The sequence below is a fragment of the Pseudomonas sp. S2_E01 genome, from assembly GCF_054668365.1.
The window spans coordinates 2,861,853-2,887,500 of sequence record NZ_CP162762.1; the positions used below are offsets into that span (position 1 = coordinate 2,861,853).

At 58.9% G+C, this 25,648-nt stretch carries 22 protein-coding genes; 13 read left to right on the forward strand and 9 right to left on the reverse strand.

All coding sequences use genetic code 11. The features are described 5' to 3' along the window. Nucleotides 1-33: 33 nt before the first annotated feature. The gene (locus AB4O36_RS12980; protein ID WP_460141940.1) at nucleotides 34-5,517 is read right to left on the reverse strand and encodes a trifunctional serine/threonine-protein kinase/ATP-binding protein/sensor histidine kinase; all 5,484 of its coding nucleotides are present in this window, start codon (nucleotides 5,515-5,517) and stop codon (nucleotides 34-36) included. Nucleotides 5,518-5,792: 275 nt separating this feature from the next. On the opposite strand from AB4O36_RS12980, the gene AB4O36_RS12985 reads away from it, so the two are divergent. Beyond that, the gene (locus AB4O36_RS12985; protein ID WP_460125748.1) at nucleotides 5,793-6,170 is read left to right on the forward strand and encodes a response regulator transcription factor; all 378 of its coding nucleotides are present in this window, start codon (nucleotides 5,793-5,795) and stop codon (nucleotides 6,168-6,170) included. A gap of 269 nt (nucleotides 6,171-6,439) precedes the next feature. After that, the gene (locus AB4O36_RS12990) at nucleotides 6,440-7,387 is read left to right on the forward strand and encodes an MBL fold metallo-hydrolase (protein WP_460125750.1); all 948 of its coding nucleotides are present in this window, start codon (nucleotides 6,440-6,442) and stop codon (nucleotides 7,385-7,387) included. Nucleotides 7,388-7,598: 211 nt separating this feature from the next. On the opposite strand, the gene AB4O36_RS12995 is transcribed toward AB4O36_RS12990, so the two are convergent. Then, the gene (locus AB4O36_RS12995; protein ID WP_460125752.1) at nucleotides 7,599-7,934 is read right to left on the reverse strand and encodes a hypothetical protein; all 336 of its coding nucleotides are present in this window, start codon (nucleotides 7,932-7,934) and stop codon (nucleotides 7,599-7,601) included. A 202-nt stretch (nucleotides 7,935-8,136) separates the two neighbouring features. After that, nucleotides 8,137-8,439: a response regulator transcription factor gene (locus tag AB4O36_RS13000; RefSeq protein ID WP_460126725.1), complete on the reverse strand. Its 303-nt coding sequence runs from the start codon at nucleotides 8,437-8,439 to the stop codon at nucleotides 8,137-8,139. A 446-nt stretch (nucleotides 8,440-8,885) separates the two neighbouring features. Here AB4O36_RS13000 and AB4O36_RS13005 point away from each other — a divergent pair, with 446 nt between their 5' ends. The 3 genes from AB4O36_RS13005 (at nucleotide 8,886) to AB4O36_RS13015 (ending at nucleotide 12,271) form a co-directional block, all read left to right on the forward strand. Next, nucleotides 8,886-9,485, forward strand: coding sequence for a phage infection protein (locus tag AB4O36_RS13005; protein WP_460141941.1), 600 nt, complete (start codon nucleotides 8,886-8,888; stop codon nucleotides 9,483-9,485). Between the two features lie 154 nt (nucleotides 9,486-9,639). Continuing rightward, nucleotides 9,640-11,166 carry a sensor histidine kinase gene (locus tag AB4O36_RS13010; protein WP_460125756.1) on the forward strand — a complete coding sequence of 509 codons (1,527 nt, stop codon included), beginning with the start codon at nucleotides 9,640-9,642 and terminating at the stop codon, nucleotides 11,164-11,166. Between the two features lie 97 nt (nucleotides 11,167-11,263). Beyond that, complete coding sequence (locus tag AB4O36_RS13015) at nucleotides 11,264-12,271, forward strand: GlxA family transcriptional regulator (RefSeq protein WP_460125758.1); 1,008 nt, start codon at nucleotides 11,264-11,266, stop codon at nucleotides 12,269-12,271. On the opposite strand, the gene AB4O36_RS13020 is transcribed toward AB4O36_RS13015, so the two are convergent. Next, complete coding sequence (locus AB4O36_RS13020) at nucleotides 12,263-13,708, reverse strand: mechanosensitive ion channel domain-containing protein (protein WP_460125760.1); 1,446 nt, start codon at nucleotides 13,706-13,708, stop codon at nucleotides 12,263-12,265. The genes AB4O36_RS13015 and AB4O36_RS13020 overlap by 9 nt on opposite strands. A gap of 27 nt (nucleotides 13,709-13,735) precedes the next feature. After that, nucleotides 13,736-14,698 (reverse strand): LysR family transcriptional regulator, encoded by a 963-nt coding sequence (locus tag AB4O36_RS13025; RefSeq protein WP_460142141.1) that lies wholly within the window; start codon nucleotides 14,696-14,698, stop codon nucleotides 13,736-13,738. A gap of 436 nt (nucleotides 14,699-15,134) precedes the next feature. On the opposite strand from AB4O36_RS13025, the gene AB4O36_RS13030 reads away from it, so the two are divergent. The 7 genes from AB4O36_RS13030 (at nucleotide 15,135) to AB4O36_RS13060 (ending at nucleotide 22,569) form a co-directional block, all read left to right on the forward strand. Further along, on the forward strand, nucleotides 15,135-16,577 hold the full coding sequence (locus AB4O36_RS13030; protein WP_460126727.1) for a sensor histidine kinase: 1,443 nt from the start codon (nucleotides 15,135-15,137) through the stop codon (nucleotides 16,575-16,577). Nucleotides 16,578-16,629: 52 nt separating this feature from the next. Continuing rightward, nucleotides 16,630-17,280, forward strand: a complete 651-nt coding sequence (locus tag AB4O36_RS13035) for a response regulator transcription factor (RefSeq protein WP_460125764.1) — start codon at nucleotides 16,630-16,632, stop codon at nucleotides 17,278-17,280. 99 nt (nucleotides 17,281-17,379) lie between these two features. Beyond that, entirely contained in the window at nucleotides 17,380-17,754 is a 375-nt protein-coding gene (locus tag AB4O36_RS13040) for a response regulator transcription factor (RefSeq protein WP_460141942.1), read from the forward strand. Nucleotides 17,755-17,969: 215 nt separating this feature from the next. After that, nucleotides 17,970-19,175, forward strand: coding sequence for an NAD(P)/FAD-dependent oxidoreductase (locus tag AB4O36_RS13045; RefSeq protein ID WP_460141943.1), 1,206 nt, complete (start codon nucleotides 17,970-17,972; stop codon nucleotides 19,173-19,175). An 89-nt stretch (nucleotides 19,176-19,264) separates the two neighbouring features. Then, on the forward strand, nucleotides 19,265-19,513 hold the full coding sequence (locus AB4O36_RS13050) for a transmembrane sensor/regulator PpyR (RefSeq protein ID WP_460141944.1): 249 nt from the start codon (nucleotides 19,265-19,267) through the stop codon (nucleotides 19,511-19,513). A 122-nt stretch (nucleotides 19,514-19,635) separates the two neighbouring features. Then, entirely contained in the window at nucleotides 19,636-20,307 is a 672-nt protein-coding gene (locus AB4O36_RS13055; protein WP_460141945.1) for a class I SAM-dependent methyltransferase, read from the forward strand. 135 nt (nucleotides 20,308-20,442) lie between these two features. Further along, nucleotides 20,443-22,569 (forward strand): TonB-dependent receptor family protein, encoded by a 2,127-nt coding sequence (locus AB4O36_RS13060; RefSeq protein ID WP_460141946.1) that lies wholly within the window; start codon nucleotides 20,443-20,445, stop codon nucleotides 22,567-22,569. Nucleotides 22,570-22,579: 10 nt separating this feature from the next. On the opposite strand, the gene AB4O36_RS13065 is transcribed toward AB4O36_RS13060, so the two are convergent. The 4 genes from AB4O36_RS13065 to AB4O36_RS13080 all read right to left on the reverse strand — a co-directional run bounded on the left by AB4O36_RS13065 (nucleotide 22,580) and on the right by AB4O36_RS13080 (nucleotide 25,154). Then, on the reverse strand, nucleotides 22,580-22,741 hold the full coding sequence (locus AB4O36_RS13065) for a DUF2986 domain-containing protein (protein ID WP_460125776.1): 162 nt from the start codon (nucleotides 22,739-22,741) through the stop codon (nucleotides 22,580-22,582). 59 nt (nucleotides 22,742-22,800) lie between these two features. Then, the gene (locus AB4O36_RS13070; protein WP_460141947.1) at nucleotides 22,801-23,412 is read right to left on the reverse strand and encodes a hypothetical protein; all 612 of its coding nucleotides are present in this window, start codon (nucleotides 23,410-23,412) and stop codon (nucleotides 22,801-22,803) included. 38 nt (nucleotides 23,413-23,450) lie between these two features. After that, a complete protein-coding gene (locus AB4O36_RS13075; RefSeq protein ID WP_460125780.1) occupies nucleotides 23,451-23,921 on the reverse strand; it encodes a hypothetical protein in 471 nt (156 codons plus the stop codon). A 120-nt stretch (nucleotides 23,922-24,041) separates the two neighbouring features. Further along, nucleotides 24,042-25,154, reverse strand: a complete 1,113-nt coding sequence (locus AB4O36_RS13080; protein ID WP_460141948.1) for an alkene reductase — start codon at nucleotides 25,152-25,154, stop codon at nucleotides 24,042-24,044. A gap of 235 nt (nucleotides 25,155-25,389) precedes the next feature. Here AB4O36_RS13080 and AB4O36_RS13085 point away from each other — a divergent pair, with 235 nt between their 5' ends. Next, nucleotides 25,390-25,629, forward strand: coding sequence for a hypothetical protein (locus AB4O36_RS13085; RefSeq protein WP_460141949.1), 240 nt, complete (start codon nucleotides 25,390-25,392; stop codon nucleotides 25,627-25,629). Nucleotides 25,630-25,648 lie beyond the last annotated feature (19 nt).

The following is a 25,648-nucleotide window of genomic DNA, read 5'->3' on the forward strand; positions in this document are numbered from 1 at the left end:
TTCAAACGACCCTTCATGTACCCCTGCTGAAACCTAAGTATTACCTGGGCCCTGTTCCACTGGCAGCGTGAATTGGACCGTAGCCCCATGGGGCGCGTTGGCGCTGGCCCACAACCGGCCGCCGTGGGCTTCGATGATAGAGCGGCAGATGGAAAGCCCCATGCCCATGCCGGTGGGTTTGGTGGTGTAGAACGAGTCAAAGATCTGCTCGGTATTTTCCGCGGAAAAACCCGGTCCCGAATCGCGGACACTGACTCGCACGCAACCGGCCTCGTCGAGCTGCGCACTGATGTGCAGATGGCGCTCCCCTTCTGCCACGCCGTTCATGGCTTCAAGGGCGTTCATGATCAGGTTGAGCAGTACCTGTTGCAGCTCGACACGATCCCCCACGATCCGGGGCAGTTGTTCGTTGATCTCGGTCAGCAGCGACGCGCCATTCTTGGTGACCTGGCTTCGGCTCAGTTCGATCATTTCACCGATCGCCGCGGTGATGTCCACTGGGCCCTTTTCGGGAGGTGTCTTACGAATATGCTGGCGAATTCGCCCCAGTACATCGGCAGCACGATTGGCATCGAGGATCAGGCTGCCCAGTACGTTGCGCACTTCATCGATTTGCGGCGGTTGCAGGCTCATCCAGCGCAAAGCCGCATCGGCATTGAGAATGGCGGCGGCAATGGGTTGGTTGACCTCGTGTGCAATCGAGGCCACCAGATGCCCCATGGTCGCCACGCGGTTGGCGTGGGCCAGTTCAGTTTGCACTTCGCGATAGCGCCGCTCGCTTTCACGAATCTTTTCTTCCGCCTGCTTGCGCTCGGTCAGGTCCAGCACGAAGGCCACCCCTTCCTTGCTGTTGGCCTCGAACATCGCCAGGCCGACAATCACCGGCAGACGACCGCCGTCCTTGGTGAAGTACTCTTTCTCATAAGGCTGTGCATAGCCGGTGCGCATCGCCTCGGCCAGGTGACGCTCGCTCATCTCGCGAAACGGCGGTGTCGTCAGGTCGCGCCAGCGCAGCAGCCCCGAAGTGAGATCTGCGCGTTCAAAGCGAACCATGCGCAGGAAGGCATCGTTGGCTTCGACGATGTCGCCGTTGGCGTTCCACACCAGGATGCCGATGATATTGGCATCCACCAGACGGCGGATCTTGCCTTCGCGCTCGGCCACCTCCCGGTACAGGCGTGCGTTTTCCAGGGAAATGGCGGCCTGGGAGGCCACCAGTTTCAGCACGGCAATCCGCGCCGGGCTGAACACCCGAGCGGCCAGGTTGTTTTCCAGGTAGAGCGCACCGGTCAGCTTCGCCTGGTTCATCAACGGCAAGCAGAGGATCGAGCGCGCATGACGCTGGCGGATGTAGGGGTCATCGGCGAACGACGGCTCGGTCATGGCATCGTCCAGCGAAACGCTCTCGCCGGTGCGCAGGACATGGTAAAGCAACGATTCGGGCAACAGCTTCGGGGTCATCGGCTCGTCGCCCAACTGCATCGAATCCGCGCCAGTGATCACTTGCGCGGCAATGCGATGCTCGCCCGCGTCCGAGAGAACCAGCACACCACGCTCGGCGCCGGCCTGCTCGATGGCTGTGCGCATGATCACGTCGATGAGTTTTTCCAGAACGATTTCACTCGATACCGCCTGGGACACCTTGATCACCGTGGCCAGGTCAAGATGTTCGACGGGCGCTGCCATGGTCACGGTTGGCGCGAGGGCCTGGGTTTCGGTGCGTAACGAGGGGTATCGCGCCTCCAACTGGCGCACCTTGCCGTCAGCGCCCCAGCGCAGGTAGCCATAGCGGGCATCCTGCATGTAGACGTTGGCGACTTTGCCCAGCCCTCGGGCCGCATAGAAACGCGCCGCCAGCTCGTTGGCGAGCGCTTCGATGTGCACGAAGCCGCTTCTTTGTGCCGAGTGGATGGCCTGTTCGAACAGCAATTCGGCTTCCATCATGCGCCCTTCCACCCTCGCGATTTCGGCCTCGACCAACGCGGCGCGGCTGGCGAAGTTTTCCGGGCATTGCTGCGCCCAGGTCCGCAACTTCTGTAACGCGGTCGCCATGGCGTCGAGGTGCTGCGAACGCTCGCCGATCTGCAAGTCGTCGCACCAGCGGGCGCGGGTCAATGCGTCGAAGAAGTAAAACTCGGCCTCTTCGAAAAACAGGTACGAAGTCCACAGCAACGGCTTCGCCTTGACGGTGGCCTGCATGGCCATCGGCAAATCGTCGGCCATGTAGCGAGCCTGGAGTTTGCGTATCCAGTATTTGCTCTCCGCCAGGGCCAGGTCGGGGTGGCTGGCGAAGTGAGCCTCGATGCTCGCCTCGTCGAACTTGTTATTGTCGAGGGAGCCAAAAACAGGCGATGCCCCTTGCAGCATGCGAATCAGCGCCAGTTGCGTGCTCATGAAATTGATCACGAGCCCGAAGCGAACTTTACGCGCGAAACTCAGGCCACGTTTGGCTTCGATCCGGACTTCGGGTAAAGGATCGCCGGCAAACAGCGAGTCGGAAATGAGGCTATTGCCAGCGTAAGCGCCATACGGCAGGTCACCGATCCGGTTGGCCGCCACAAACGCACGCCGCACCAGGTCCCGGCATTCACTGACCGGTTTCATCCAGCGCACCGCGAAAATCGAGAAACAGAGATAGGTACTGGCCTCAAAACGCTTCAGGCCGCGTTGCTCGACCAGTGCGCAACCCAACTGACCGAAGCGGAACCCGGCCTTATGATCGCCAAAGCGCCGGCCGAAAACCCTGAACGCGTTGGCATAGTGCAGGCTCGCGGCGTCGCAGTTGCCGCCTTCCAGGCACAGGCTGATGGCTTTGCAAATAGACAGGCACGCCAGGTTCGCATTCGTCTGGAGCGCGGGCGGGAACAGCTTGCCTAATGCATTGACGGTCATCAGCGACGCCGCATCTTCCATCAGTGGCAGGTCGATCAGCGACTCGATCTCGCGCTCCCCAAGCAACGACCAGATGTGGTCGTACTCCTGACGGACTTCATCATCGCCGGGATGCGCCGACCATTCGATACCCACGTACCGCAGGTAGTCCAGACAGGCCGCAACTGCACCATCGCTGCGGTCCATGAGCAGGTAATCATCCATTTGCAGGCACACGACACTGGCGCGTTCAACCGTTGTGCTCGCCCGCGGTAAAAGCGCGTCCAGACGCTTTTGCGCAACCGTGAACTGCCCGGTCAGCACTTCGCATTCGGCACGGTTCAACTCCAGTGCAAAGCTCAAATCATGCAGACGACTCCAGCAGTCCTCCCCCAACAGTTGCGCGCCCATGGTCAAATAGTTGTGCGCCGAGGCGTAAGCCGTGGACGCCTTGGCACGCTGGCCCGCCATCAGGTTGAAAGCGGCCAGTTGCTCGCGCTCCGCTGGGTCGGTGAGTAAGGCAGCCCCTCTGTTGAGCTGGCCGGCGATCTCGAAGATCGCCTCCTCAAGTTCCTGGGGGGACGTTTGCGCCGCCAGCAGCCGACCGATGCGCAGATGCGCCTCGGCGCGCTCGTCTTTGGCGATCAACGAATAAGCCGCTTCGTGAATGCGGTCATGAGCAAAGCCATAGGCGCCTTCCAGGCGATGCACCAGTTCCTGGCGAATTGCGTCCCAGAACACCGCGCGAACCTGGGCCTTGCTCATGCCCAGCACGGTGGACAGCGCCGCCGTCCCGGCCACGTTGCCCAGGCACGCCAGTTGCTGCAGCGCGTGCTGGGTCTGCGCAGGCAGGCGTGTGAGCTTGCCGACCATCAGGTCGACGATGTTGTCGGTGTACCCCATGGCATGGATACGGTCCGGGCTCCAGCACCACTGTTTTTGTTGATGGTCGAAGGTCAGTAGTTTTTCGTCGGCGAGCGCGTGTAAAAACTGGATGACGAAAAACGGGTTACCGGCGGTTTTTTCCAGCACCAGTTGTGCCAGGGGTTCGATATGCGCCGGTTCGTCGTGCAGCGCATCGGCAATCAATCGCTCAATGTGCTTTTTGGCCAGCGGTACCAGGGTGATTTCGTCGATGCGCCCGCCGCCATTGCGAATGGCGTGCAGCTTGCCCGTCAGGGGATGGCTGTCGTTGACCTCGTTGCTGCGGTAAGCGCCCACCAGCAACAGGTGCTGCACGTCGGAACTGGTCAACAAATCTTCCAGCAGATCGAGCGTTGCCGCATCGATCCACTGCAAATCATCCAGAAACAGCGCGAGCGGATGCTCAGCCCTGGCGAACACGCCGATGAATCGCCGGAACACCAGCAGGAAACGGCGTTGCGTCTGCTGTGGTTCCAGGGCCTGCACGGGCGGCGGGTCACCGATGATGAGCTTCAGTTCCGGGATCAGGTCAGTCATCAACCCTGCTTCGGCATCCAGCGCGCCCTGCAATGCATCGCGCCATTGCGCCAGCTCGGTGTCGTTCTTGCCCAGCAATGTGCGCACCAGGCTTTGGAATGCCTGAACCAGTGTCGCGTAAGGAACATCCCGGCGATATTGATCAAACTTGCCCGCCGCAAACAATCCGCGCGGAGGCACCAGCGCCTTGTGCAGCTCATTGACCACCGACGATTTGCCAATCCCGGAATAACCGGTAACCAGCATCAGCTCCGGGGAACCGCTGGCGATGGTCCGGTCAAACGCGGCGATCAGGGCACTCACTTCCAGCTCGCGACCGTAGAGTTTCTCGGGAATCATCAACCGGTCGGACGAGCCCTGCTCACCCAATGCAAAGGCATCGATTCGGCCTTGGGATTGCCATTGCGCCAAACATTCCCGCAAGTCCTGCTCGATACTGGCGGCGGTCTGGTAGCGTTCCTCGGCAGTCTTGGCCAGGAGTTTCATGACGATCGCGGACAACACTTCGGGTATGGACCTGACCCGCTCGGCCGGTGACTGTGGTTTTTTTGCGATGTGGCAGTGCACCCACTCGATCGGATCCGAGGCCATGAATGGCAGCGCACCCGTGAGCATTTCATAGAGAGTGACACCAAAGGAATAAAGGTCGCTGCGCAGGTCGATCGAACGATTCATCCGCCCGGTCTGCTCAGGCGCCATGTAGGCCAATGTGCCTGCGATAGTCTCCACGGCATGGCGTTCACGGGGCAGCCACGAAGCCAGGCCAAAGCCCGTCAGCCGAGCGCGGCCATCGGCGCAGTTCACCAGGATATGTGAGGGTTTGATGTCTTTGTGCACCAGGCCGCGCTGGTGCAGCTTGCCCAGCGCCTGGGCGATGCTGATCGACAGGTGCAGAAAAGTCGCGGTGTCCATGGGCGCATTCAGCAATTGGAGCAACGGCGTGCCGCCCGGATCCTCCAGCAGCAGGTACACCTGCCCATTTTCCCGGACCATTTCCAGTGGACGCAGGGCCCAGGTGCTATCCAGCTCGTCCTTGAGGGCGAACTCGTGAGCGAAACGGCCAAGGCACGCCGGTGGCGGTTGCTCGGCAGTCGGTCGTGCGATCAGTAAAGGACGGCCGTTTTGCCCCCCTGAGCCCGACGCTCGACAGAACGTACGCTCACCATCGTTCCAGAGTATCTGCATGTGGTCATCCATCGGGGCAGGAACAACAGAAACGTTATTGACTGGAGCACATCGTTTTTATGCTTTTGATTTTTTTGCCGCCTGCGTTTTAAATGCCGTCATTCAGAGTAGCTGTTGAATGGGCAAAACTCATCAACAAAAAAAGAATGATTCCACAGTGGTTTCCAGCAGAACAACGACGCTTTGGTTTTAGCCGATCATACGTAGGTATACTTTTACCCCCTCGCACTTCGCGTATGTTGTACGCACGATAGAACACTTCATGAGCACACCTGATGACCCAAGATCTGCAAATCGTTGCAATCGTTGATGATGACGATTCGGTTCGGCTTGGACTTGAAAACTTGCTGCGCTCCATCGGCTACAAGATAAAGACTTACTGCAGCGCCCTGGCATTTCTCGAAACAAACGATCCGGCGCATACCCAATGCCTGATTTCCGACATACAGATGCCCGGCATGAGCGGCCTTGAGTTGCACCAGAAACTGCTCGCCATGGGTTATCACATCCCCACGATCTTCATCACGGCTTACCCTGAAGCCCTGCCTTCGACGATCTCCGATTCGCCGACGCTGATTGCCTACCTGCCCAAACCCTGTGAAACCACTAAACTTCTGAGCTGCATAGAAACCGCCCTCCATCAGCCACGCTGAGCGCCCTCGCAACACCAAACCAAACCTTCGTATAGGCCAATGCCACTGACGTATGGTTTTTCTGAACCGAGGTAGAACTGCACCCTGGCCCCTGCGCCAATACTATGAATTCACAGCAAACCGCTGCTGCCTTGAATAAATAGACTGAACTTGCGGCGTCCAATAGTTGCACTGTGAAAGTTTAATCAACTTTTACTGGTCACTACTGAACAGCCGTGGGGCAGAGGAAAATTTCATCTGAAATTATCCACTACCATCGGAGACTGACCATGACCTTGCATCTGGATACCCACCCACAAGCCATCGAACCTACCAGCGCGTTCAACCCCGGCACCGCCGGATTCGAAGAGTTGGTGCCGTCTCGCTACGCCCTGCGTGTCGGCGAGATCGACGTGCTGGTAGTCAGCGATGGCGTGCTGCCGCTGCCGACTTCGACCATGTCCACCAATGTCGACCCCGCCACTCGTGCAGCCTGGTTCAAGAGCATCTACGTGGGACCCGACGCATTCGACTGGGCATTGAACGTGCTCGTGATCCGCACCGGTGAACAGACCATTTTGGTGGACGCCGGACTGGGCGGACAATTTCCCGGCTTTCCAAGGGCCGGCCAATTCCCCAAACGTCTGGAAAACGCCGGTATCGACCTCGCTTCCGTGACCGACATCATCATCACCCACATGCACATGGACCATATTGGCGGACTGTTGGTCGACGAGGTGAAGAACAGCCTGCGTCCGGATGTACGCATCCACGTGACCGCGACTGAGGTGGCGTTCTGGGAATCACCCGATTTCGAGCACACCGACATGCCGTCTCCGGTGCCCGATGTGCTTCGCGCGACCGCCAATCAGTTCATTAACGATTACCGCAGCAACGTGCGCACATTCGATGACGAGCATGAGGTGGCACCGGGCGTAGTGGCCAAACTCACAGGCGGTCATACTCCGGGGCACTGCGTGGTCTATGTGAACTCCGGCGGCGAGAAGCTGACCTTTGCCGGTGACGCGCTGTTCCCCGTTGCCTTCGAGCACCCGGATTGGCACAACGGCTTCGAACATGACCCCGAAGAGTCGGTGCGCGTGCGGGTGCGCCTGATGCAGGAAGCCGCTGCAAGCGGTGAGCTGTTCGTGGCTACCCACCTGCCGTTTCCTTCCGTGGGCCGAGTGGCCGTGGATGGCAACGCGTTCCGCTGGATTGCAGCGTTCTGGGACTACTGATCCGCAGATTTGACAACAACGCCCCCGGCCTTGCGGTCGGGGGCGTTGTCGTTTCGCTTGTGGGAACGAGCTTGCTCGCGATTGGACGCCTCGACAAACTGGCTCCTACCAACAGGCAAAAAAAACCCCACATCCGATCAGGCGTGGGGCAAAGGAATTGGTTGGTTGCGGCCAACCAAAGGAGCTCAGGGCAAATCGTTTACAGCGGGAGTCAGATGCAATCCTGGGCAACGCGGCCAAAACTCGAGGGCAAGAAGTTCGATGCCAGCAAGTGTCGTTCGTAGATGAAGACCTTGCCGCCACTGCCAGCCTTGTAGGCCTCCACCACGTTGTCGGCCGAGATTTTGCTCGGTACCACGATCCGGTAGCTGCGCTGGGTCTGCGAGACCGTCGGGTTCATCGCATCGCCCTGCAACCTGGGTACAACGCAGTCGGCGTATTCGGCCGGGGTCTTGCTGGTTTGCAGGGTCAGGGTCGGGTCATTCGGCGCCGAAGCGCAACCGGCGAGCGAGGCCACCGCGATGGCAGAAAAAAATAAACGACGCATCGGTCTCATCCTGAAAAAAAGTTTGGTTGATCAGTTCGAAAGCTGCGCCATAACGGTATTCGCCGATGTATCTGTGCAACTTCATGATCTGCTCTCGATGAGGGCCATTTTCCGATCAATGCTCACAAAGTGGAACTTGCGTTTGGTGATGATCACTATTACTTCTAACAATAGTCGGCCGAACCGCCTTCCGGACGCGGCGCTAACCGTCCGACCTGGCGCTGAGAACGGCCTGCACCCGGGACATCAATTGATGACCGCTGAACGGTTTCCGGAAATACCCTGCAGCTCCCAGTTCCTGGGCCTTCTGTTCGGAAGACTCACGCTGGCAGGCGGTGATGAAGATCACTGGGAAACAGTGCCCCCTGGCCTGCAACGCTTGAAACAATTGAAACCCACTCATGCCGGGCATGCGGATATCAGAGATAAGACAAGCCGTCAGATCATTCGCGCTGTCCGCCAGGTAATCTTCCGCACAGGCATACGTCCGCGCGCTGTAGCCCATTGACCTGACCAAGCTGTCCAAAGAAATACGGACGGTGTCGTCGTCATCAACGATCGAAATTATTGGTGTGATTAACAATTAACTCAACCTTCAATGCATTGGGAGCTATTTGACAAGCCCCCACCTGATTGAAGACTGTCACCCGCCAAAACTTGTTTCAACATACATATGTATAGGTTCCTGCACATAATCTTTTTATATTCAATCCACCCAAGAAATCGCTCACCCACCCTTACTTCCAGCCACTCATACTTAAGTGTGAATAATTCATACCTAGATACCGCTGAAGAAACCGTTTGCATAAGTGACGCGACCGCTCAGTCCTTTACTATTGAACTCATTCCGGCACACCACATTATCCCAGTTAAACGCTCTACAGCATGAATAGCGCATCGAATGACCGGAATGTTCATGACGTAGCCAACTGACCACGTAGGGTGAATATGATGAAGACTTCCGACTTTGGCCTCGCCATCGCTTTTCTTGCTGCAACAGGTTTGATCGCTGGAAATTCGGTTGCCAGGGAGACCTGCGTTGAATCCAATGTCGTCGCCGGCCGCGAGAATAGTGCTCAAGATGACACCTCTCCCCCCGAGCCAGAGTATCGTGCAAAATCGGCTCCCACTCGTATTGCCGAAGGCGGCTCCGATCGCCTGATCGAACGTCGCGTGGCCGAAGGCGGCTCTGATCGCCTGATTGAACGTCGCGTGGCCGAGGGCGGCTCCGATCGCCTGATCGAACGTCGCGTGGCCGAAGGCGGCTCCGATCGCCTGATTGAACGTCGCGTGGCCGAAGGCGGCTCCGATCGCCTGATCGAACGCCGCGTGGCCGAAGGCGGCTCCGATCGCCTGATTGAACGTCGCGTGGCCGAAGGCGGCTCCGATCGCCTGATCGAACGCCGCGTGGCCGAGGGCGGCTCCGATCGCCTGATCGAACGCCGCGTGGCCGAGGGCGGTTCTGATCGCCTGATCGAACGCCGCGTGGCATATACCGGACAGGGATACGATTCTGCCATGTCCATCAATGCGCACTTTTCGATGGACTGACCACGATTCACTTAGTAGCAGAATCGATCATCTAATTCGTTAGTGTCAACCGAACCGGTTATATGGCGCTCTTGCATAAGAGCGCTTTTTCAGGACCCGGCATGCTGCGGTTCTTTCCTGTTAATACCCTCAAATGTGTATAGAAGGCGAAAAGATGATGCTGACCCGGTTGTGCAAACGATTCCTGGCGTCAGACCGACTGGCTTTCATAGCCTCCTTTTCGGCAGCCATCACTATATCCACCATCAACCTGATGCTTGATTCAGACCTGGCGCATGCAGTGCTTTACATCACACTGTTGTTCATGTCTGCCCATGTATTCTCCATCAGAATTGTTTTGATTATCGCGTTATTCTGCTTCGTCCTGATTACCGGCGGCTTCGTTATCGAATACTTCTACGAGTCGCAAGGCAGTATCGCTGGCTACGTCAGATGTGTTGTGTCGTTGGTCACCATCACATTGCTGACCTTACGCAGCAAATGGTCAACCAATGAACTGCGCCGCAATCAAGCCTTTCTCAACGGCGCGCAACGACTCAGCCAGACCGGCAGCATGGGTATGCGCTTCGCTCGGGGTCAATGCAAGGAAATTCATTGGTCTGAGGAGGCTTTTCGTATTTATGGATATCCCCTGGACGTCGAGCCTTCCTGGCGCTTGATGGATGACCGGCTGCACCCGGACGACCGTCCCCGCGCTGAAGAGCTGTTAAGCCAGCTGGCCACGGGCGAGTTGGGGAGCAACGTCGAGCTTGAGCGTCGCCTGATCATGCCAGACGGTAGCCTGCGCTACGTCCAGGTGCTGATCAATGCAATAAACCTGGGCAACGCTCATGATCGGGAATACGTGGTTGCCCTGATGGACATCACCTCGGCGCGTAAAGCGGAACAGGCGCTGTTCGATTCGCAGGCGCAGTTGGCGCATGTCAGCCGCGTGACTTCGCTGGGAGAGCTTGCGGCGTCCATCGCCCATGAAGTCAACCAACCCTTGGCGGCCATTGTCTCCAGCGGCGAATCATGCCTGCGCTGGATGGATCGTGATCGACCGGACCTCGGTGAAGTGAAGGCGTCCGTCCATCGAATCATTCAAAGCGCGCGACGCGCCAATGAAATCATCACGGGCGTGCGCTCACTCTCGAAGAAGTGTGTGTCGCAGCCTCAGGATCACCCATTCGATACCATCGTGACAGATACGCTTACCCTGATTCAGTACGAGCTGAGTCACAAACACATACAACAGAATATATTCTTGCAGGCAGGCGGTGCGATCATCAAAGGCGACCGTGTCCAACTGCAACAGGTGATCATCAACCTGGTAATGAATGCCTGCCAGGCCATGAGTCATCTGGGCGAACGAAAACGCTACCTGAACATTCGAACCTGGGTGGAAGGCCACGAAGTGATGATCGCGGTGAAGGACAGCGGCAAGGGCATAGAAACCGGTCAGCTCGCCTCGCTGTTCAACGCGTTTTACACGACGAAGGCGGAGGGCTTGGGCATGGGATTATCCATCTGTCGCTCGATCATCGAGTGCCATGAGGGCAGAATCTGGGCGACGAGCTTCGAAGGTCAAGGCGCGACATTCATGTTCGCCCTGCCCCTGATCACGGCGGCACAAGCAACCTCAAGCACCTTTCAGGCGCCTGGCACGCACGACCTCGTGCCAAGCCTGAGCTTCGGATAATCAAGGGTTGTCAGCTCGCTGAGATGATACTGAACCCGATACTCAACACAGGTCCTGACTCGCCCCTGATTGGCGAAAAACGAGTGGTAATGCCGACATGAATTCAATTGCCAGCCCAACTGCCGCCCTCTCGCAACCACGCACGGTTGTTTTCCTGGCGTACCCACAGATGGGACTGCTCGACCTGACAGGAGCCCAGACTGTGTTCTGGGCCGCGTCCAAGGCCATGGCCGCACGCGGGCTGCCGGGCTATGCCATGCACACGGCGAGCCTTGAAGGCGGCCTTATTCCAACGGCCGAAGGCCTGTCAGTGCACACCACGTCACTCAAGGATTTCACTGGACTGCCGGTAGACACACTGATCGTGCCTGGCGCGCCGAACATCCGCCAGGCCATGGACGACGAGGTTGCGCTGGTGAATTGGCTACGCGAAGCAGCGGCGAACGCCAGACGTACGGCCTCTGTGTGCAGCGGTACGTTCCTGATGGCCCAGGCGGGTTTGCTGGAAGGCTTGCGCGCCGCGACACACTGGGCGATGTGCGACATGCTTAAAAGCGGCTTCCCGACGATCGATGTGGACATTGATGCCATTTTCATCCAGCAAGGCGCGGTCTGGACCTCGGCCGGGGTGAGCACCGGCATCGACATGTCACTGGCATTGGTCGAAGCCGACTGCGGTCGCGAAGTGGCGCTCGAGGTGGCTCGGGAGTTGGTAATCTATCTCAAGCGTCCTGGCGGCCAGGCGCAATTCAGCCACCTGTTGCAATCGCAGATGGATGACGGCGGCAGCTTCGACGACTTGCATTTATGGATCAGCGCGAACCTGGGCGACGCCAATTTGACCGTTGAGTCCCTGGCTCGCCAGGCACAGATGAGCCCGCGCAACTTTTCCAGGGTGTACAAGCGCAAGGTCGGGCGCACACCGGCCAAGGCCTTGGAAATGTTCCGCATGGAAGCCGCGCGGCGGATGCTGGAGGATTCCGAACGCAACATCGATCAAATCGCTCAGTTGTGCGGATTTGGCGATGAAGAGCGGATGCGCTACACCTTCCATCGCCACCTTTCCATTTCGCCGCGCGAGTATCGCAGCCGGTTTTCACGCTGACGGCAGGCGTTTCTTCTGTAGCCAGCCGAGCAAACCACTGCGCTTGGCGTGCACCGTTTTTTTCGTCACGACCGACTCTCGAATTTCCTCGCGCTGGTGTATCAGGTTGTCCAAGGCAACATGCAGGTCGCTGCTTTGCTCCAGTTGGGGGTCGAGCATGTCGCGCTCGATGCGAAATAACCGGCCGCTGGTGAGGCTGCGAAACTCACCTCGCGAGCGTCCTTCGTTGAGGATACCTTCCTCGCCCAGCACTTCCCCCGGCCCCATGCGCCCGGCTTCGATGAGACGCTCACCGTCGTGGATCGACACCGAGACCACACCCGTGCTGATAATCATCAAACAATCAGCCACGGCGTCGAACGCCAACAACACCTGGTTAGCCTGGTAGTCAACAGCGGTCATATGGTCGGCGAGCCGGTCTCGATCCTCAATACCGAGGGAGCGAAATATCCGCACATCTTCCAACAAATGGCGCGGTCGACTCCACGCCTGCTTACCCGGCGCGACCTCCCAGGTGACGCCTGCCGCCTGGAGATGACGATGAGCGAGATCGAACATGAGGTTGCGCACCTCGGTCTTGTGGGATAACGACTCGATGAACCCCTTCAGTTCGTATTCGTTGTATTCCAGGTGCGAACTTTTCACCGAGACCTTGGGCTTGAATCCGGGGAGCAAGGCGCGAGTGCCTTGCAAGGCTTTTTCCAGGGCATCGATGGCTCGACGTGGACGCACGCTGCTGGGAATCGCCATCACGATGCTGACCCCGTAAGCATTACCGGGTCGGCTGAGGTTGAGTATCTTGGCTTTTGCCGCGAGTGAATTGGGGACCACGGCCGTACTGCCCAGCTTGGTCAGCAGGTGGGTAGAACGCCAATCGATCTCCACCACCCTGCCCTCAACGCCGTCGATAACGATCCAGTCATCCACTTCGTAGGGTTTGGTGGTATTGAGCACGATGCCCGAGAACACATCGCTCAGCGTACTTTGCAGCGCCAGACCAATGACAATTGCCATCACCCCTGAGGTCGCGAGCAACCCCTTGACCGGCAACTGCAAGACATAAGCAGCGGCGCCGACAATCGCCATGAGGAAGATGGCCGCTCCAAGCACGTCGTGGAGCAAGCGTGCGGTGTGCCCGCCGCGCGAGGTCAGGCCGGCGCCAAGCACCACCGTAAGTGTCCTGGCTGCAAACAACCACCAAACGATGCCGATAATGGTTGCCATCAGGTTTAGAATCGCGTCTTCCGGCCATAGCGGAGGCTGTAACGGGCTGATGCCCGCCGCCGTCATTACCCAGGAAAACCCGACGAAAACCGTGATGCGAGAACACATGCGCCACACCGGCTGGCCGACGCCGAGCCCACGCCAAAGTGACAAGTCCAGCAAAACCAGAAGCGCTCCGGTGATCAGGGGATGAGTCTGGAGAAAGAGCAGCATGGTGTATTCCCGGCCATTGACATCCGCTCAAGCGACGGACATAAGATTATTTGCAGTACAGGCTGGTTGCATCAGCGGCTCGTCCTGTTCGCTCAGAAACGCGCTGCATCGTGAGCGTAACCAGCGTTCTGCCGGGTCGTTGTGAGTCGCCCCGCGCCAGACCATCGAAAGCTCCTGCTGTGGAAGATCCAGCGGAGCGAACTCGGCACGCAGGCCATCGATCATGGCCATGGAACGGGCAATGTAATCGGGCACGATAGCGATCATGTCGCTGTCGGCCATCAGTACGGGCAACGCGCTGAATTGTGGCACCGCCAACACCACCTTGCGTTGGCGGCCGATGTGGCTGAGTGTGCGATCGGCCTCCTCGATGACATTCCCCATCGAAGACACCACCGCATGTGGACGGCGACAAAACTCGTCGAGGCCCAACTCACCAGACTGAGAATCGGCACGCAACAACATCGGACGGGTTGTACGCAGTCCCTTGCGCCGCGCGTTGGCGGGCAGTTCAAGGGTATGACTGATCCCGATTGAAATTTCCCCAGAGGTCAACAACTGGGGCATTTGCCAGTGGTCCGCGCGACGCACCACCAGCGTCATGTTGGGAGCCTCGATGCGTAGACGACGCAATAGCGAAGGCAACAGCGCGTATTCGACATCATCCGAGAGGCCTACGTGGAACGTTGCCTCGCTGGTAGCAGGGTCGAATGCCTGACAGCGACTCAGGGCTGCGGCAATGCCGTCAAGCGCAGGGGCCAGATTGGAAAAAATCTCCTCGGCTCTTGAAGTCGGTTCCATCACCCGCCCTGACCGGATGAACAATGGATCGTCGAACATCAAGCGCAAGCGGCCTAAAGCACTGCTGATCGTCGGTTGGCCGAGGAAAAGCTTCTCGCCAACTCGACTGACATTTCGCTCGTGCATCATCGACTCGAAGACAACCAGCAGATTGATGTCAGCACGACGCAGGTCATTTCTGTTCATCATGTAAACCGCCCGGCATTGAAGCCTTTCAGGTTGGAGTATCGGCGTGCCATCTCGCCCCCCTATCAACAGTCCGGAGCAACGATGCGCAATGTGTGAACAGGTTATGCCGCTGACCGGCAAACGTATGTCGTACCTCAGGACAGGGCACTCATCCATGGGTGTGGCGTTTCATACCTGAGTATGGCGACGGGCAATAAGGGCGGGAAATCCGCCATCGCAAGATGCAAGTCAGTGGCCGAATTTCAGGGGTTTATGTCCTATCGGATGAGAACCATTGCTTTGTACGATATCGCCTGATGCACCCTCTCCCCGCTATCCGAAGTGCAGGGCAATAATGAAAAAGAATCGGTCTGCCAGTGCGCACAAAGCGTTACCCTTTATATCCAACATCTTCGCCAAGACACCGCACGCTTCCAGCCCGAATACCCTCAACACCATGATAAACATCAGCCCCAATCCCTGGTTCAATGCCCTGGGATGGCTCATCGGACTCGTGGTCGCCTGCGGGATCGTGATAATCAACTCTGAAACGCAAACCGACTTCGCGCCAACGATCCTTTACATCACCTTGTTATTGATGGCGGCCAATCTCTTCTCGATCAACGTGGTGATTTCCGTCGCGTTGCTGTGCATATTGCTGTTGACCGCAACCTATCTTTACAACGGCGGTTATCAACACTGGAATTCGACTACCGGATTTTTCCGCTGCTTGACCGCCCTGTCGGCGATTACTTTTTTGGCGCTGCGCAGCAAATACGCTGCGGAGCGGCTGCACCACAACGAGCTGTATCTGATCGGCGCGCAGCGACTGAGCCAGACGGGCAGCGTTGGTTTCAGCGGTGATGGCAAGGCTATGTCATGGTCGGACGAATCGGCGAGGATCTTCGAGTATTCGGCGAACGTCCCGCTAAGTGCGCAAATGGTTCTGGCACGCACTCACCCCGATGATTTGCACCTGGTGCACGAAGTATTTGCCAAGGCTGCCCGCCACGACGCCCTGATTGAAGTCAAACACAGGGTGCTGTTGCCCGACGGCCGGATCAAGCACGTGCATATGATTGCCAGCCCGTTGTTCGAGCAACATGACCGCTGCGAATACATTGGCGCGCTGATGGACATTACAGCCAGCAAGGAAGCCGAATCGGCCCTCTTTTGCGCGCACGCACAACTGGCGCACGTTACCCGCGTGACGTCACTCGGCGAACTCGCCGCCTCCATAGCTCACGAGGTCAATCAGCCCCTCACTGCAATCACCAGCAGTGGCGAAGCCTGTCGACGCTGGCTGGATCGGCCTGAGCCAGACCTCCCTGAAGCGCTGCAATCACTGGACCGAATTGTCGCCAGCGCGGGACGTGCCAGCGACGTCATCGGTCGAATCCGGGCCCTCTCCCGAAAGTGCGATCCTCTACGCCAGAGCGAGTTCGTGGACGAGATCGTCAATGAGACACTCGCGCTGGTTCAACAAGAGCTGACCCACAAGGGCGTAACGCTGAAAGTCGAGCTGCTGGCGCATTCAGGTCAAGTGAACGTCGATCGGGTACAGCTGCAGCAAGTCATCATCAATCTGATCATTAATGCCTGCCACGCAATGGAGCAAGTGCAGGTTTGCGATCGCGTATTGTGGGTGCGTACCTGGGTCGTGGCCGGCGCGGCCGTCGTGGAAGTGGCCGATCAGGGAATGGGCATACACGCAGAGGTCATGCCTTCGCTGTTCACCCCCTTCTTCACCACCAAAGAGACCGGACTGGGCATGGGTCTGTCGATCTGTCGCTCGATCATCAATTTTCACGACGGGCGAATATGGGCGACCAGCACGGTCGGCCGGGGGACCTCATTCAAGTTTTCAATACCCGTATCGGCGAATACCACCGGGCGCTGAATGACCGCCCCAGCGTCGCCGATCCAAGGATTCAGCACTCTACGGATGCCCCATGAACGAACAGCACCCCATGAACAAAGTCATCAACCTCGAGCCCATGGTTTTCATCGTCGATGACGATGCCCCCCTGCGTGACGCGCTCGGCAGTTTGTTGCGCTCGGTCGGTTTGCAGGTTGAGTTATTTGACTCGGTCGCCGAGTTCATGAACTTCACTCGTCCTGACCTCCCCAGTTGCCTCGTACTGGACGTGCGGCTGCAAGGCACGAGCGGCCTGGACTTCCAGAATGAATTACTGATGGCCAATATCAATCTGCCAATCGTTTTCATGACCGGACATGGAGATATTGCGATGACGGTGAGAGCGATGAAGGCCGGCGCCGTGGACTTCCTGACAAAACCATTTCGGGAGCAGGATCTTATTGACGCTGTATCCGCAGCGCATGTGCGTGACAAACAACGGCGTGAGGCCGAACGTGGCAACGATGAGTTACGCAGTCGTTACGCAACGCTTACGCCCAGAGAGCAAACCGTGATGACACTGGCGGCATCCGGCCTGATGAATAAGCAGATTGCCAGCGAAATTGGCCTTAGCGAAATCACGGTAAAAATTCATCGCGGCCAGGCGATGCGTAAAATGTTCGCGCGCTCTTTCGCCGATCTGGTTCGTATGGCCCAGACACTCGGGGTGGACCAGGCCCGATGAAGCCTTTATACGCACGTATAGTATGACAAGCGGCGGGAGGGCGTATCTTGCGGGGACGGCGGACACCCCTGTTGGGTTCTGCGCCCCCCAGGAAGACCAATGCCCCAGGCCGCTGTTGTATCCGTTGTCGATGATGACGAGTCCGTGCGTAATGCACTGGACAGTCTGCTGCGGTCGAACGGCTACACAGTGCGGACATATGCTGACGCTGAAACCTTCCTCGCGTCCAGCGGGCCGCATGATACGCGTTGCCTTATCTCCGATATTCAAATGCCCGGCATGTCGGGCACGCAATTACACGACGAGTTGTCGGCCAGGGGCATGAACATTCCGGTGATATTCATCACCGGCTTTCAAGGAACCCCTCCCCCCGTCAACCTCCACTCCCCGGAACCCATCGCCTACTTTCCGAAGCCGTTCTCCTGCGCCGAACTCATTGCGTGCCTGGAAGACGTGTTCAATCACCTGAACTGACCTGATCTGCAATGCAGGATCGAATTAATACCTTCGTATATCCCTATCACACCTAGGCGTGGCGTGATTGACCCTATGTAGAAGTGTTCTTCATTCGGCCGATCGATAGCATCTCCCAACAGCGAATCGAACCGTTCCGCGATTCAATCAGGAACACGGTCACGCTCGAACAGCCAACCCGGTAAACGATCGATTTTTTCTCCTGGAGTCTTCCGATGAAACAGCAAATTCTTGTTATTGGCGCAGGGTTCGGTGGGGTCTGGAGCGCGTTGAGCGCCGCCCGTCTGTTGGACAAGCATGACCGCAACGACGTACAGATCACGCTCCTGGCGCCACAGGCCGAATTGCGCATTCGCCCACGTTTTTACGAGCCTGATGCACACACCCTGGCCGCACCACTCGGCGAACTGTTTGATGCCGTAGGCGTGAAATTCATCAAGGGCACCGCGGACACTATCGATACCGATAAGAAACAGGTCAGCTACAGCGACGTGTTCGGCACTCAGGGGACGCTCAGCTATGATCGCCTCGTAGTGGCTGCCGGCAGCAAGCTCATTCGTCCTGCAGGGTTGAAAGGTGTCAATGAACACGCTTTCGATGTCGACGAAATTGAAGCAGCCATCGAGCTCGAGACACACATCAAGGCGTTGAAAGACCGGCCCTATACACCTGCGCGTAACACCGTGGTCGTTTGCGGCGGTGGATTCACCGGCATCGAAACCGCTACCGAAATGCCTGCCCGTTTGCGTGCCGCACTGGGTGACGACACACCGATCCGCGTCATTGTGGTGGATCGGGCGCCAACTCCGGGCGCGTCGCTAGGCGTCGGTATCGGACCATCGCTGATCGATGCATCGCGGGAATTGGGTGTCGAGTGGATTCTTAACGCCTCGGTCGCTGCAGTGGATGCTGGCGGCGTGACCTTGGCCGACGGTCAGCATATCGAGTCCAATACAGTGATCTGGACCGTCGGTTTCCGGGCCAGCCCGCTCACCGAGCAGGTGGCCGGCACCCGAGACCCCCAAGGTCGCCTGCACGTTGACGCCAACCTGAAAGTTCTCGGCCACGATGACGTTTATGCGGCCGGTGATACGGCGTACGCCGCCACCGATGCGGACGGCAACTATGCCGCCATGTCCTGCCAGCACGCAATCGCCCTGGGCCGTTACGCCGGCAATAACGTCGCGGCGGATTTGCTAGGTGTCAAACCAACGCCTTACACCCAGCCCAAGTACGTGACTTGCCTGGACCTGGGTGCCTGGGGCGCAGTGTACACCGAAGGGTGGGACCGTCAGGTCAAGCTGGTCGGCAAAGAAGCCAAGGACCTCAAGACCCAGATCAACACCGTGTGGATCTACCCTCCGGCAGCCGACCGTGCCACCGCCCTGGCCGCGGCCGACCCGTCGATTCCAGTGGCCTGAGCCGCCTGCCTGTGACTGCCCGCAGTGCGGATCGCACCGTGCTGCGGACATGCAATACGCCTCAAGACACCTGCGTCGGGATGATCGGCATGTATATATTTTTCGAAAGTCCCCATCGGGTGTTGAAACTGTCTCACTTGCTGCTGATTGGAGGGCTGGTGATGCTGATTACAGGTATCTTCCTGGCTTATGACTTTGATGCCTATCTGAGCCTGCCACAGCTGATCGGTGCCCACGCCCTGACGATCCTTGGCCCGACCGCGATCAAGCTGGGTTACGTGATGCGGTTGCTGGCGTTCAACCGACTGCGACTCGAGCAAAGCGCCCCCATCGGCTGAATTCAACACTTCCCAAAAGCCCGCCACTTGTTTTTATGGCGGGCTTTTTTTTCGCGAGCGTGCTCGCTCCCACAGGGGTGTACACTTATTCTGGTGGGAGTCCTTTTACAGCGGATTTCGCCATGAATTTTAACGAATCCATTCTTTTACAAAGCTGGCAGCACAACGCCCAGGCCTGGATCGAAGCGGTTCGGGGTGGCGCTATCGACAGTCGTGTTCAGGTCACTGACGGGGCCGTTCTGCTGGCCATTCTGGGCCGGCAACCCGAGCGGGTGCTTGACCTGGGTTGCGGTGAAGGCTGGTTGTTGCGGGTGCTGGCCGAACGCGGCATCACGGCAGTCGGCGTGGATGGCGACGCAAGATTGGTCGAAGCGGCTCGGACGGCGGGCTCAGCTGCGGTGCACCTGGCGACCTACCAGCAATTGGTGGAGGCCACGGTGGACATCGGCCGCGACTACAACCTGATCTGCGCCAACTTCGCCTTGCTGCACCAGGACATCATTGCGCTACTCGCGGCGATGAACGCCCTGCTCGCCCCAGGTGGCGCACTGGTGATCCAGACCCTGCACCCCTGGGTAGCCGGCGCAGGGGACTATCAGGATGGCTGGCGCGAAGAGACCTTCGACAGTTTCAAGGGAAACTGGCAACCGATGCCGTGGTACATGCGCACGCTCTCCAGCTGGATCAATGCGCTGGACATGGCGGGGTTCAGGCTGACTGGCTTGCAGGAACCGCAGCACCCGCAAAGCGCCATGCCACAGTCGTTGCTGCTGGTCGCCGAGCCGCAACGATGAGCAACGTGCCGCCTTGCTGCGAGCTTTAGCTGCGCACGAATGCCAGCAAAAAAACAAAATCCCCATGTGTTTCCTTCGTCCTTCCCTACGTCGCAGTTTTTCACTGCCTTTTCCCGCACGTCTGGAGTTTTCTCAATGCCCTCGCCCAAATCCTTGCCCGCCGCGCTGCTGGGCCTGGCGCTCGTGTGTCCGCCCCTGGCAGAAGCCCAGGGCCTGGAGCTGGGGGAAGTGCTGATCGGCGCAGAGGAGCCAGGCAGCGAAGAGCAATCGATCGAAGACGCCAAGGCCCGACTGGCCGAGGTGCCCGGCGGCACCAACGTGGTGGACATGCGTCGCACCTTGCAGGGACGCGTGGCCAGTAACCAGGATGTGCTGGCCTATCAACCCGGGGTCTACGCACAATCGGCGGGCAATGAAGGGGTGAAGATTTCGATCCGTGGCTCGGGAATCAACCGTGCACCGGGCGCCCACGCGTCAGGGCTGTACACGATGCTCGACGGCCTGCCGCTGACCGGCCCCGGTGGCACACCTTACGAATTGCTCGAACCGTTGTGGGTCGAGCATGTGGAAGTGTTGCGCGGCGCCAACGGTTTTGATCGCGGTGCCCTGGCGCTGGGCGGTGCCATCGATTACGTCAGTCACACCGGCTACACGGCGCCGCGCTTGCAGGTGCGCTATGCCACGGGCAGCCATGGTTATCAACAGCGGCAAATCAGCTCTGGTCAGGTACTGGGTAACTTCGACTATTACCTGTCCCTGACCGACGCCAATGCCGATGGCTATCAGGACCACACCGCCAGCGAGAGCCAGGGGGTGATCGCCAACTTCGGTTATCGCTTCAACCCGAACCTGGAAACGCGCTTCTACCTGCGCTACCGCCAGACTGACAACGACCTCGCCGGCCGGGTGACCAAGCACTCCATCGAGCACACCCCACGGACGGCCAACCCCGCCTACGTGTCGCGCGATGATCGACGCAAACAGCCAGGCAGCACCTTCATCGGCAACAAGACCACGTTTTATCTCGATGACGATTCGAGCATCGAGACAGGCCTTGTCTGGCACGACTACCCGATGGACCTGCGCGAAGGCCCCAACCGCTTGAAGGTGGCTTACACCGATGTCAGCGGCACGTTCGACTACAAGCGGCGCGATACGTTGTGGGGCCTGCAAAGCCGCAGCACCGTGGGCCTGCGCGTGACCAAGCACTTGCCCAATGCCGGGGCCAGCGAGCTGGTGCGCATCCCCGGTGGCAACACCACGGGCTACGCACCGGGCACCCACATGCGCAATTTTACCTATCAAGGTTCGGACACTGTCCTGCATGCAGGCAATGACCTGGAGATTGCCGACGACTTGTGGTTGACCACCGGCCTGGCCGCCATCTACACCCGTCGTGAAAGTGCCGTGACCTACCCCGAGGGTGGCGGCAAGACCAGCATGGGCGATTGGGACTACGCGCCACGCCTGGGCCTGCGCTATCAGGTGACGCCGGACTTGCAGGTGTTCGGTAACCTCAGTCGCTCCGTCGAAGGGCCGCACCCGTGGTCGCTGATCTACAGCGCCAACCAGCGCTTCGGCCCCGGCAACGGCCCGGCGACCGGAACCCAACGCGATCCGATCGAGCTGCAAAACCAGACGGCGACGACCCTGGAATTGGGCGGTCGTGGCGACAGCGCCGTCGGCCAATGGAGTCTGTCCTGGTACTACTCGCAAGTCCGCCACGAATTGCTCTCGGTGCTGCCGGACGCCAACGCCACCACGCCTTACGAGCTCAACGCCAGCCCCACGGTGCATCAAGGCGTGGAAGCCAGCCTGCAAAGCCCGCTGTGGTCAGGCGACGATGGCGGCGAACTGAGCCTGCGCCAGAGCTACACCTTCAGCGATTTTCACTACCGCGACGACGATCGCTTCGGCGACAACCGCCTGCCGGGGTTGCCGATGCATTACTACCAGGGCGAACTGCGCTACGACTGGCCACAAGGCTTCTTTGCCGCAATCAATACGCAGTGGGTGTCCAAGGTCGCGGTGGATTACGCCAACAGCTACTACGCCGATCCCTACGCCCTCTTCGGCGCCACCCTGGGTTACAACGCCCCCAAGGATGACTGGCAGACCTGGCTGGACATCCGCAACCTGACCGACAAGCGCTACGCCGCCACGGTGACGCCGGGCTACGACGACAAGGGCCTGGACGCCGCCCGCTCCACGCCGGGCGAGGGTTTGGCGGCGTATGTCGGGGTGTCGTGGAGCTGGCGTTGACGGCGGACGATCAACTCTCGGACGGGGTGACGGCGTCATCGCCAGCTTCGGCCGCCAACTTCGCGCGGTCAGCCTTGCTGATGTACTGGGGTTTGCTCTTCGGCGCCAGCTTGGCACTGGCCTTTTTGGCATTGGCTTTAAGTATCTGATTGATTTTCTTGCGGCGATTCATGTCTTTCTACTCGGGCATTCAACGTTGGAAACAAGCAGGCTAACCCGCATTGTCCCGCGTTATTGAAACTTGCACAGCCCCTTTCCAAAAACATCCTCGGCCTTGCTGCTGGGCCAGCCTGGAAATTGCAGGTCCTGCGACAGATCGGTGATCGCCACGTTGGCCAGGAACGGGTGCGCCTTCTTGATATCGACGACCGCCTTGGCAAAGTCGTCGCGATTGGCCAGGCACAGGGTCAGTGCATTGCCATGGAAGCTGCCGATGTAGACCGCGTCTCCTGGCTTGACGGTAAACCTAAGCGGTTTTTTCAGGTCGACGCTCATGCCGTCATAAAAGCGGTAGAACCAATGGGTGATTTCATAGGTGCCGGCCGGCACTTCATAGACGAAGGTGTTGCCCATGATATTGCGGCTACCCTGGACTTCGTTGTTCTGGTCCAGCGTGGTCAACTCGATGCGCGTGGCCGTCGCCTGCGGATTGGGGTCCTGGTATTTGAGCATCACGTGCAGGCCATGGGGCTGGGTCAGGAACCCCTCCGACACGTAACCGACGATGATGGCTTTCCGGGGGTCGATGGGGGTGTTCTCACGGGCCCGCTCGATCATGTTGGAGGGGCTGACGCAGCCACCCAACGACAGCAGCGCGACGAGCACCAGCATCCACTTGTTCATCCGTTGTTTCCCTGTGATGAAATTGCGTTCGGTCCTGATCAATCGTTGGTCAGGAACATCGTGGTTTCCTGGCCTTCCTGCACAACCACCCGCCTGACGATGGAATTCATGTCGACATAGCTCCAGACGAAGTAGGTGCCAGCGGGCACGGCATCGAACTTGAACTCGCCGGTGCTGGTGCTGAACGTGCGACGGGTCAGCTTGTCGATTCGCGGGTCCATGCGGTCAGGCAAGCGGATGCCGGCCCGTTCGGCCTGCTGGCGCTTTTCCGTATAGGGCGTGGCCGGCCACATCAACATGTTGCTGTTGTTGCCCTGGACCACTCGGCCCCGGCGGTCGGTGAAGTAGAGCTTGCCGGAAATGGAGCCAACGCCTGCGGTGGCCTGCGCCACCATCAGTTGCGCGTATTCGGCTTCGGGCATTGGGGAGATGGGTTTCTCCGGGGTGTTGGTCGCACACCCTGCCAGGATCAAGACCAGGAATGCAGCAGTAAAGCGGCGTACAGCCATTAGAGACTCCATGTATCGCTCGGGTAATCGTGCGAGGCCAGTTAAGCCCTGCACACGGCGTGCGAGATGATACATGGAGTGATTGAGCTTTTTGCCATCACTTATGACGCTGCACCCTGGTCAGCCCAGTTTCGCATAGTCGGTATAACCCGCCTGCGTACCCCCGAAGAATGTCGAACCGTCAGCAAGATTCAAAGGCGCGCCTAGTCGCAGACGCAGTGGCAGGTCCGGGTTGGCAATGAATGAACGCCCGAACGCAATCAAATCCGCCCGGCCGTTGGCCAAGGCCTTTTCCGCGCTTTGCTTGTCGTATCCGCCCGCCAGGATCAGCGTGCCGCGCCAGGCCGCACGCAGCGCCAGAATGATACGGTCCCACGCGGGATCGACCTCCTCGTCCTTGACCGTGCCGACGATTTGCGGCTCGACCAGGTGCAGATAGGCGAGCGTGCGTGCGTCGAGTGCTTTGACCACGTATCCGAAAGTCTCCTCAGGTGTGGCATCGCCCATGCCCATGAAGCGCCCCATGGGTGTAAGGCGAACGCCAACGCGGTGCGCACCGACTTCCGCGACGACCGCATCGGCCACCTCAGTGAGGAAACGGGCCCGGTTTTCGATGGAGCCGCCGTAGGCATCGGTTCGCAGGTTGCTGTTGGAATTGATGAACTGGTCCAGCAGATAGCCGTTACCTGCGTGAATTTCGACACCGTCCATCCCTGCGTCGATGGCACGTCTGGCGGCAACACGATAATCGTCGATGATGAAGGCGATCTCGTCTTTTGTCAGTTCACGGGGCACCGGTACGTCGACCCATTCCCCGTTGCCCTGTGCACCTTCGACGTAAGTCTTGCCCGGTACAGGCTGCGCGCTCGGACCAACCGGCAAACCACCCCCTGGTTGAAATGAAGGATGGGACACCCGGCCGACATGCCACATTTGCAGGAAAATCCTGCCGCCTTCGCCGTGAACGGCATCGGCCACACGTGCCCATCCCGCCACCTGTTCATCGGTGTAGATCCCTGGCGTCCAGGCATAACCCTGCGCCTGCTGGGAAATTTGCGAGGCTTCGGTGATGATTAGCGCAGCACTGGCGCGCTGGCGATAGTATTCAACGTTCAGGTCGGTCGGGGCATTACCGGGACGGCTGGCCCGCGAGCGAGTCAGGGGCGCCATCACGATACGATGGGGAAGTTGCAGGTTACCCAGTTGAATGGGATCGAACAGGGACGTGGTCATTTAGGCGGACTCCTTTTGATAAAGGAGGCCAGCGTAGGCTCGCCGGGCATGTCCCGGAATCCATCGAACGGGCAATACAGCGTTGCGCCGACAGCAATGGGCTGGGCAGCGCGCACCGCCCCACGCCAAAGCAGCACTTGCGTTTCGTCATGCCACGGATTATTTCTAGCAATACGTGCGCTCCGTACCAACGGATGCACAGCCAATAAAACCAAGATTCGCCGAGGATCCCTGCTTGAGAACTTTTGACCTCATTCGCGACGCCGTACTGCCCGAATACCGTGATCGAGTGGCAGAGTACCTGGTCCCGTACGAAACCATCCTGGTGCGCGAAAGCACCCCCGATCCCGAGCAGGTGCGGGCGACCGCCAATCAGTTACGCGGCTATCTGCGCGGCTTGAATACCACGCGAGTGCTGGGCATGGCCGAATGGGAAGAGCTGGATCGTCGGGTGCTGAACACCTGGCTGGAATGACCACGGCAGGCAGATACCT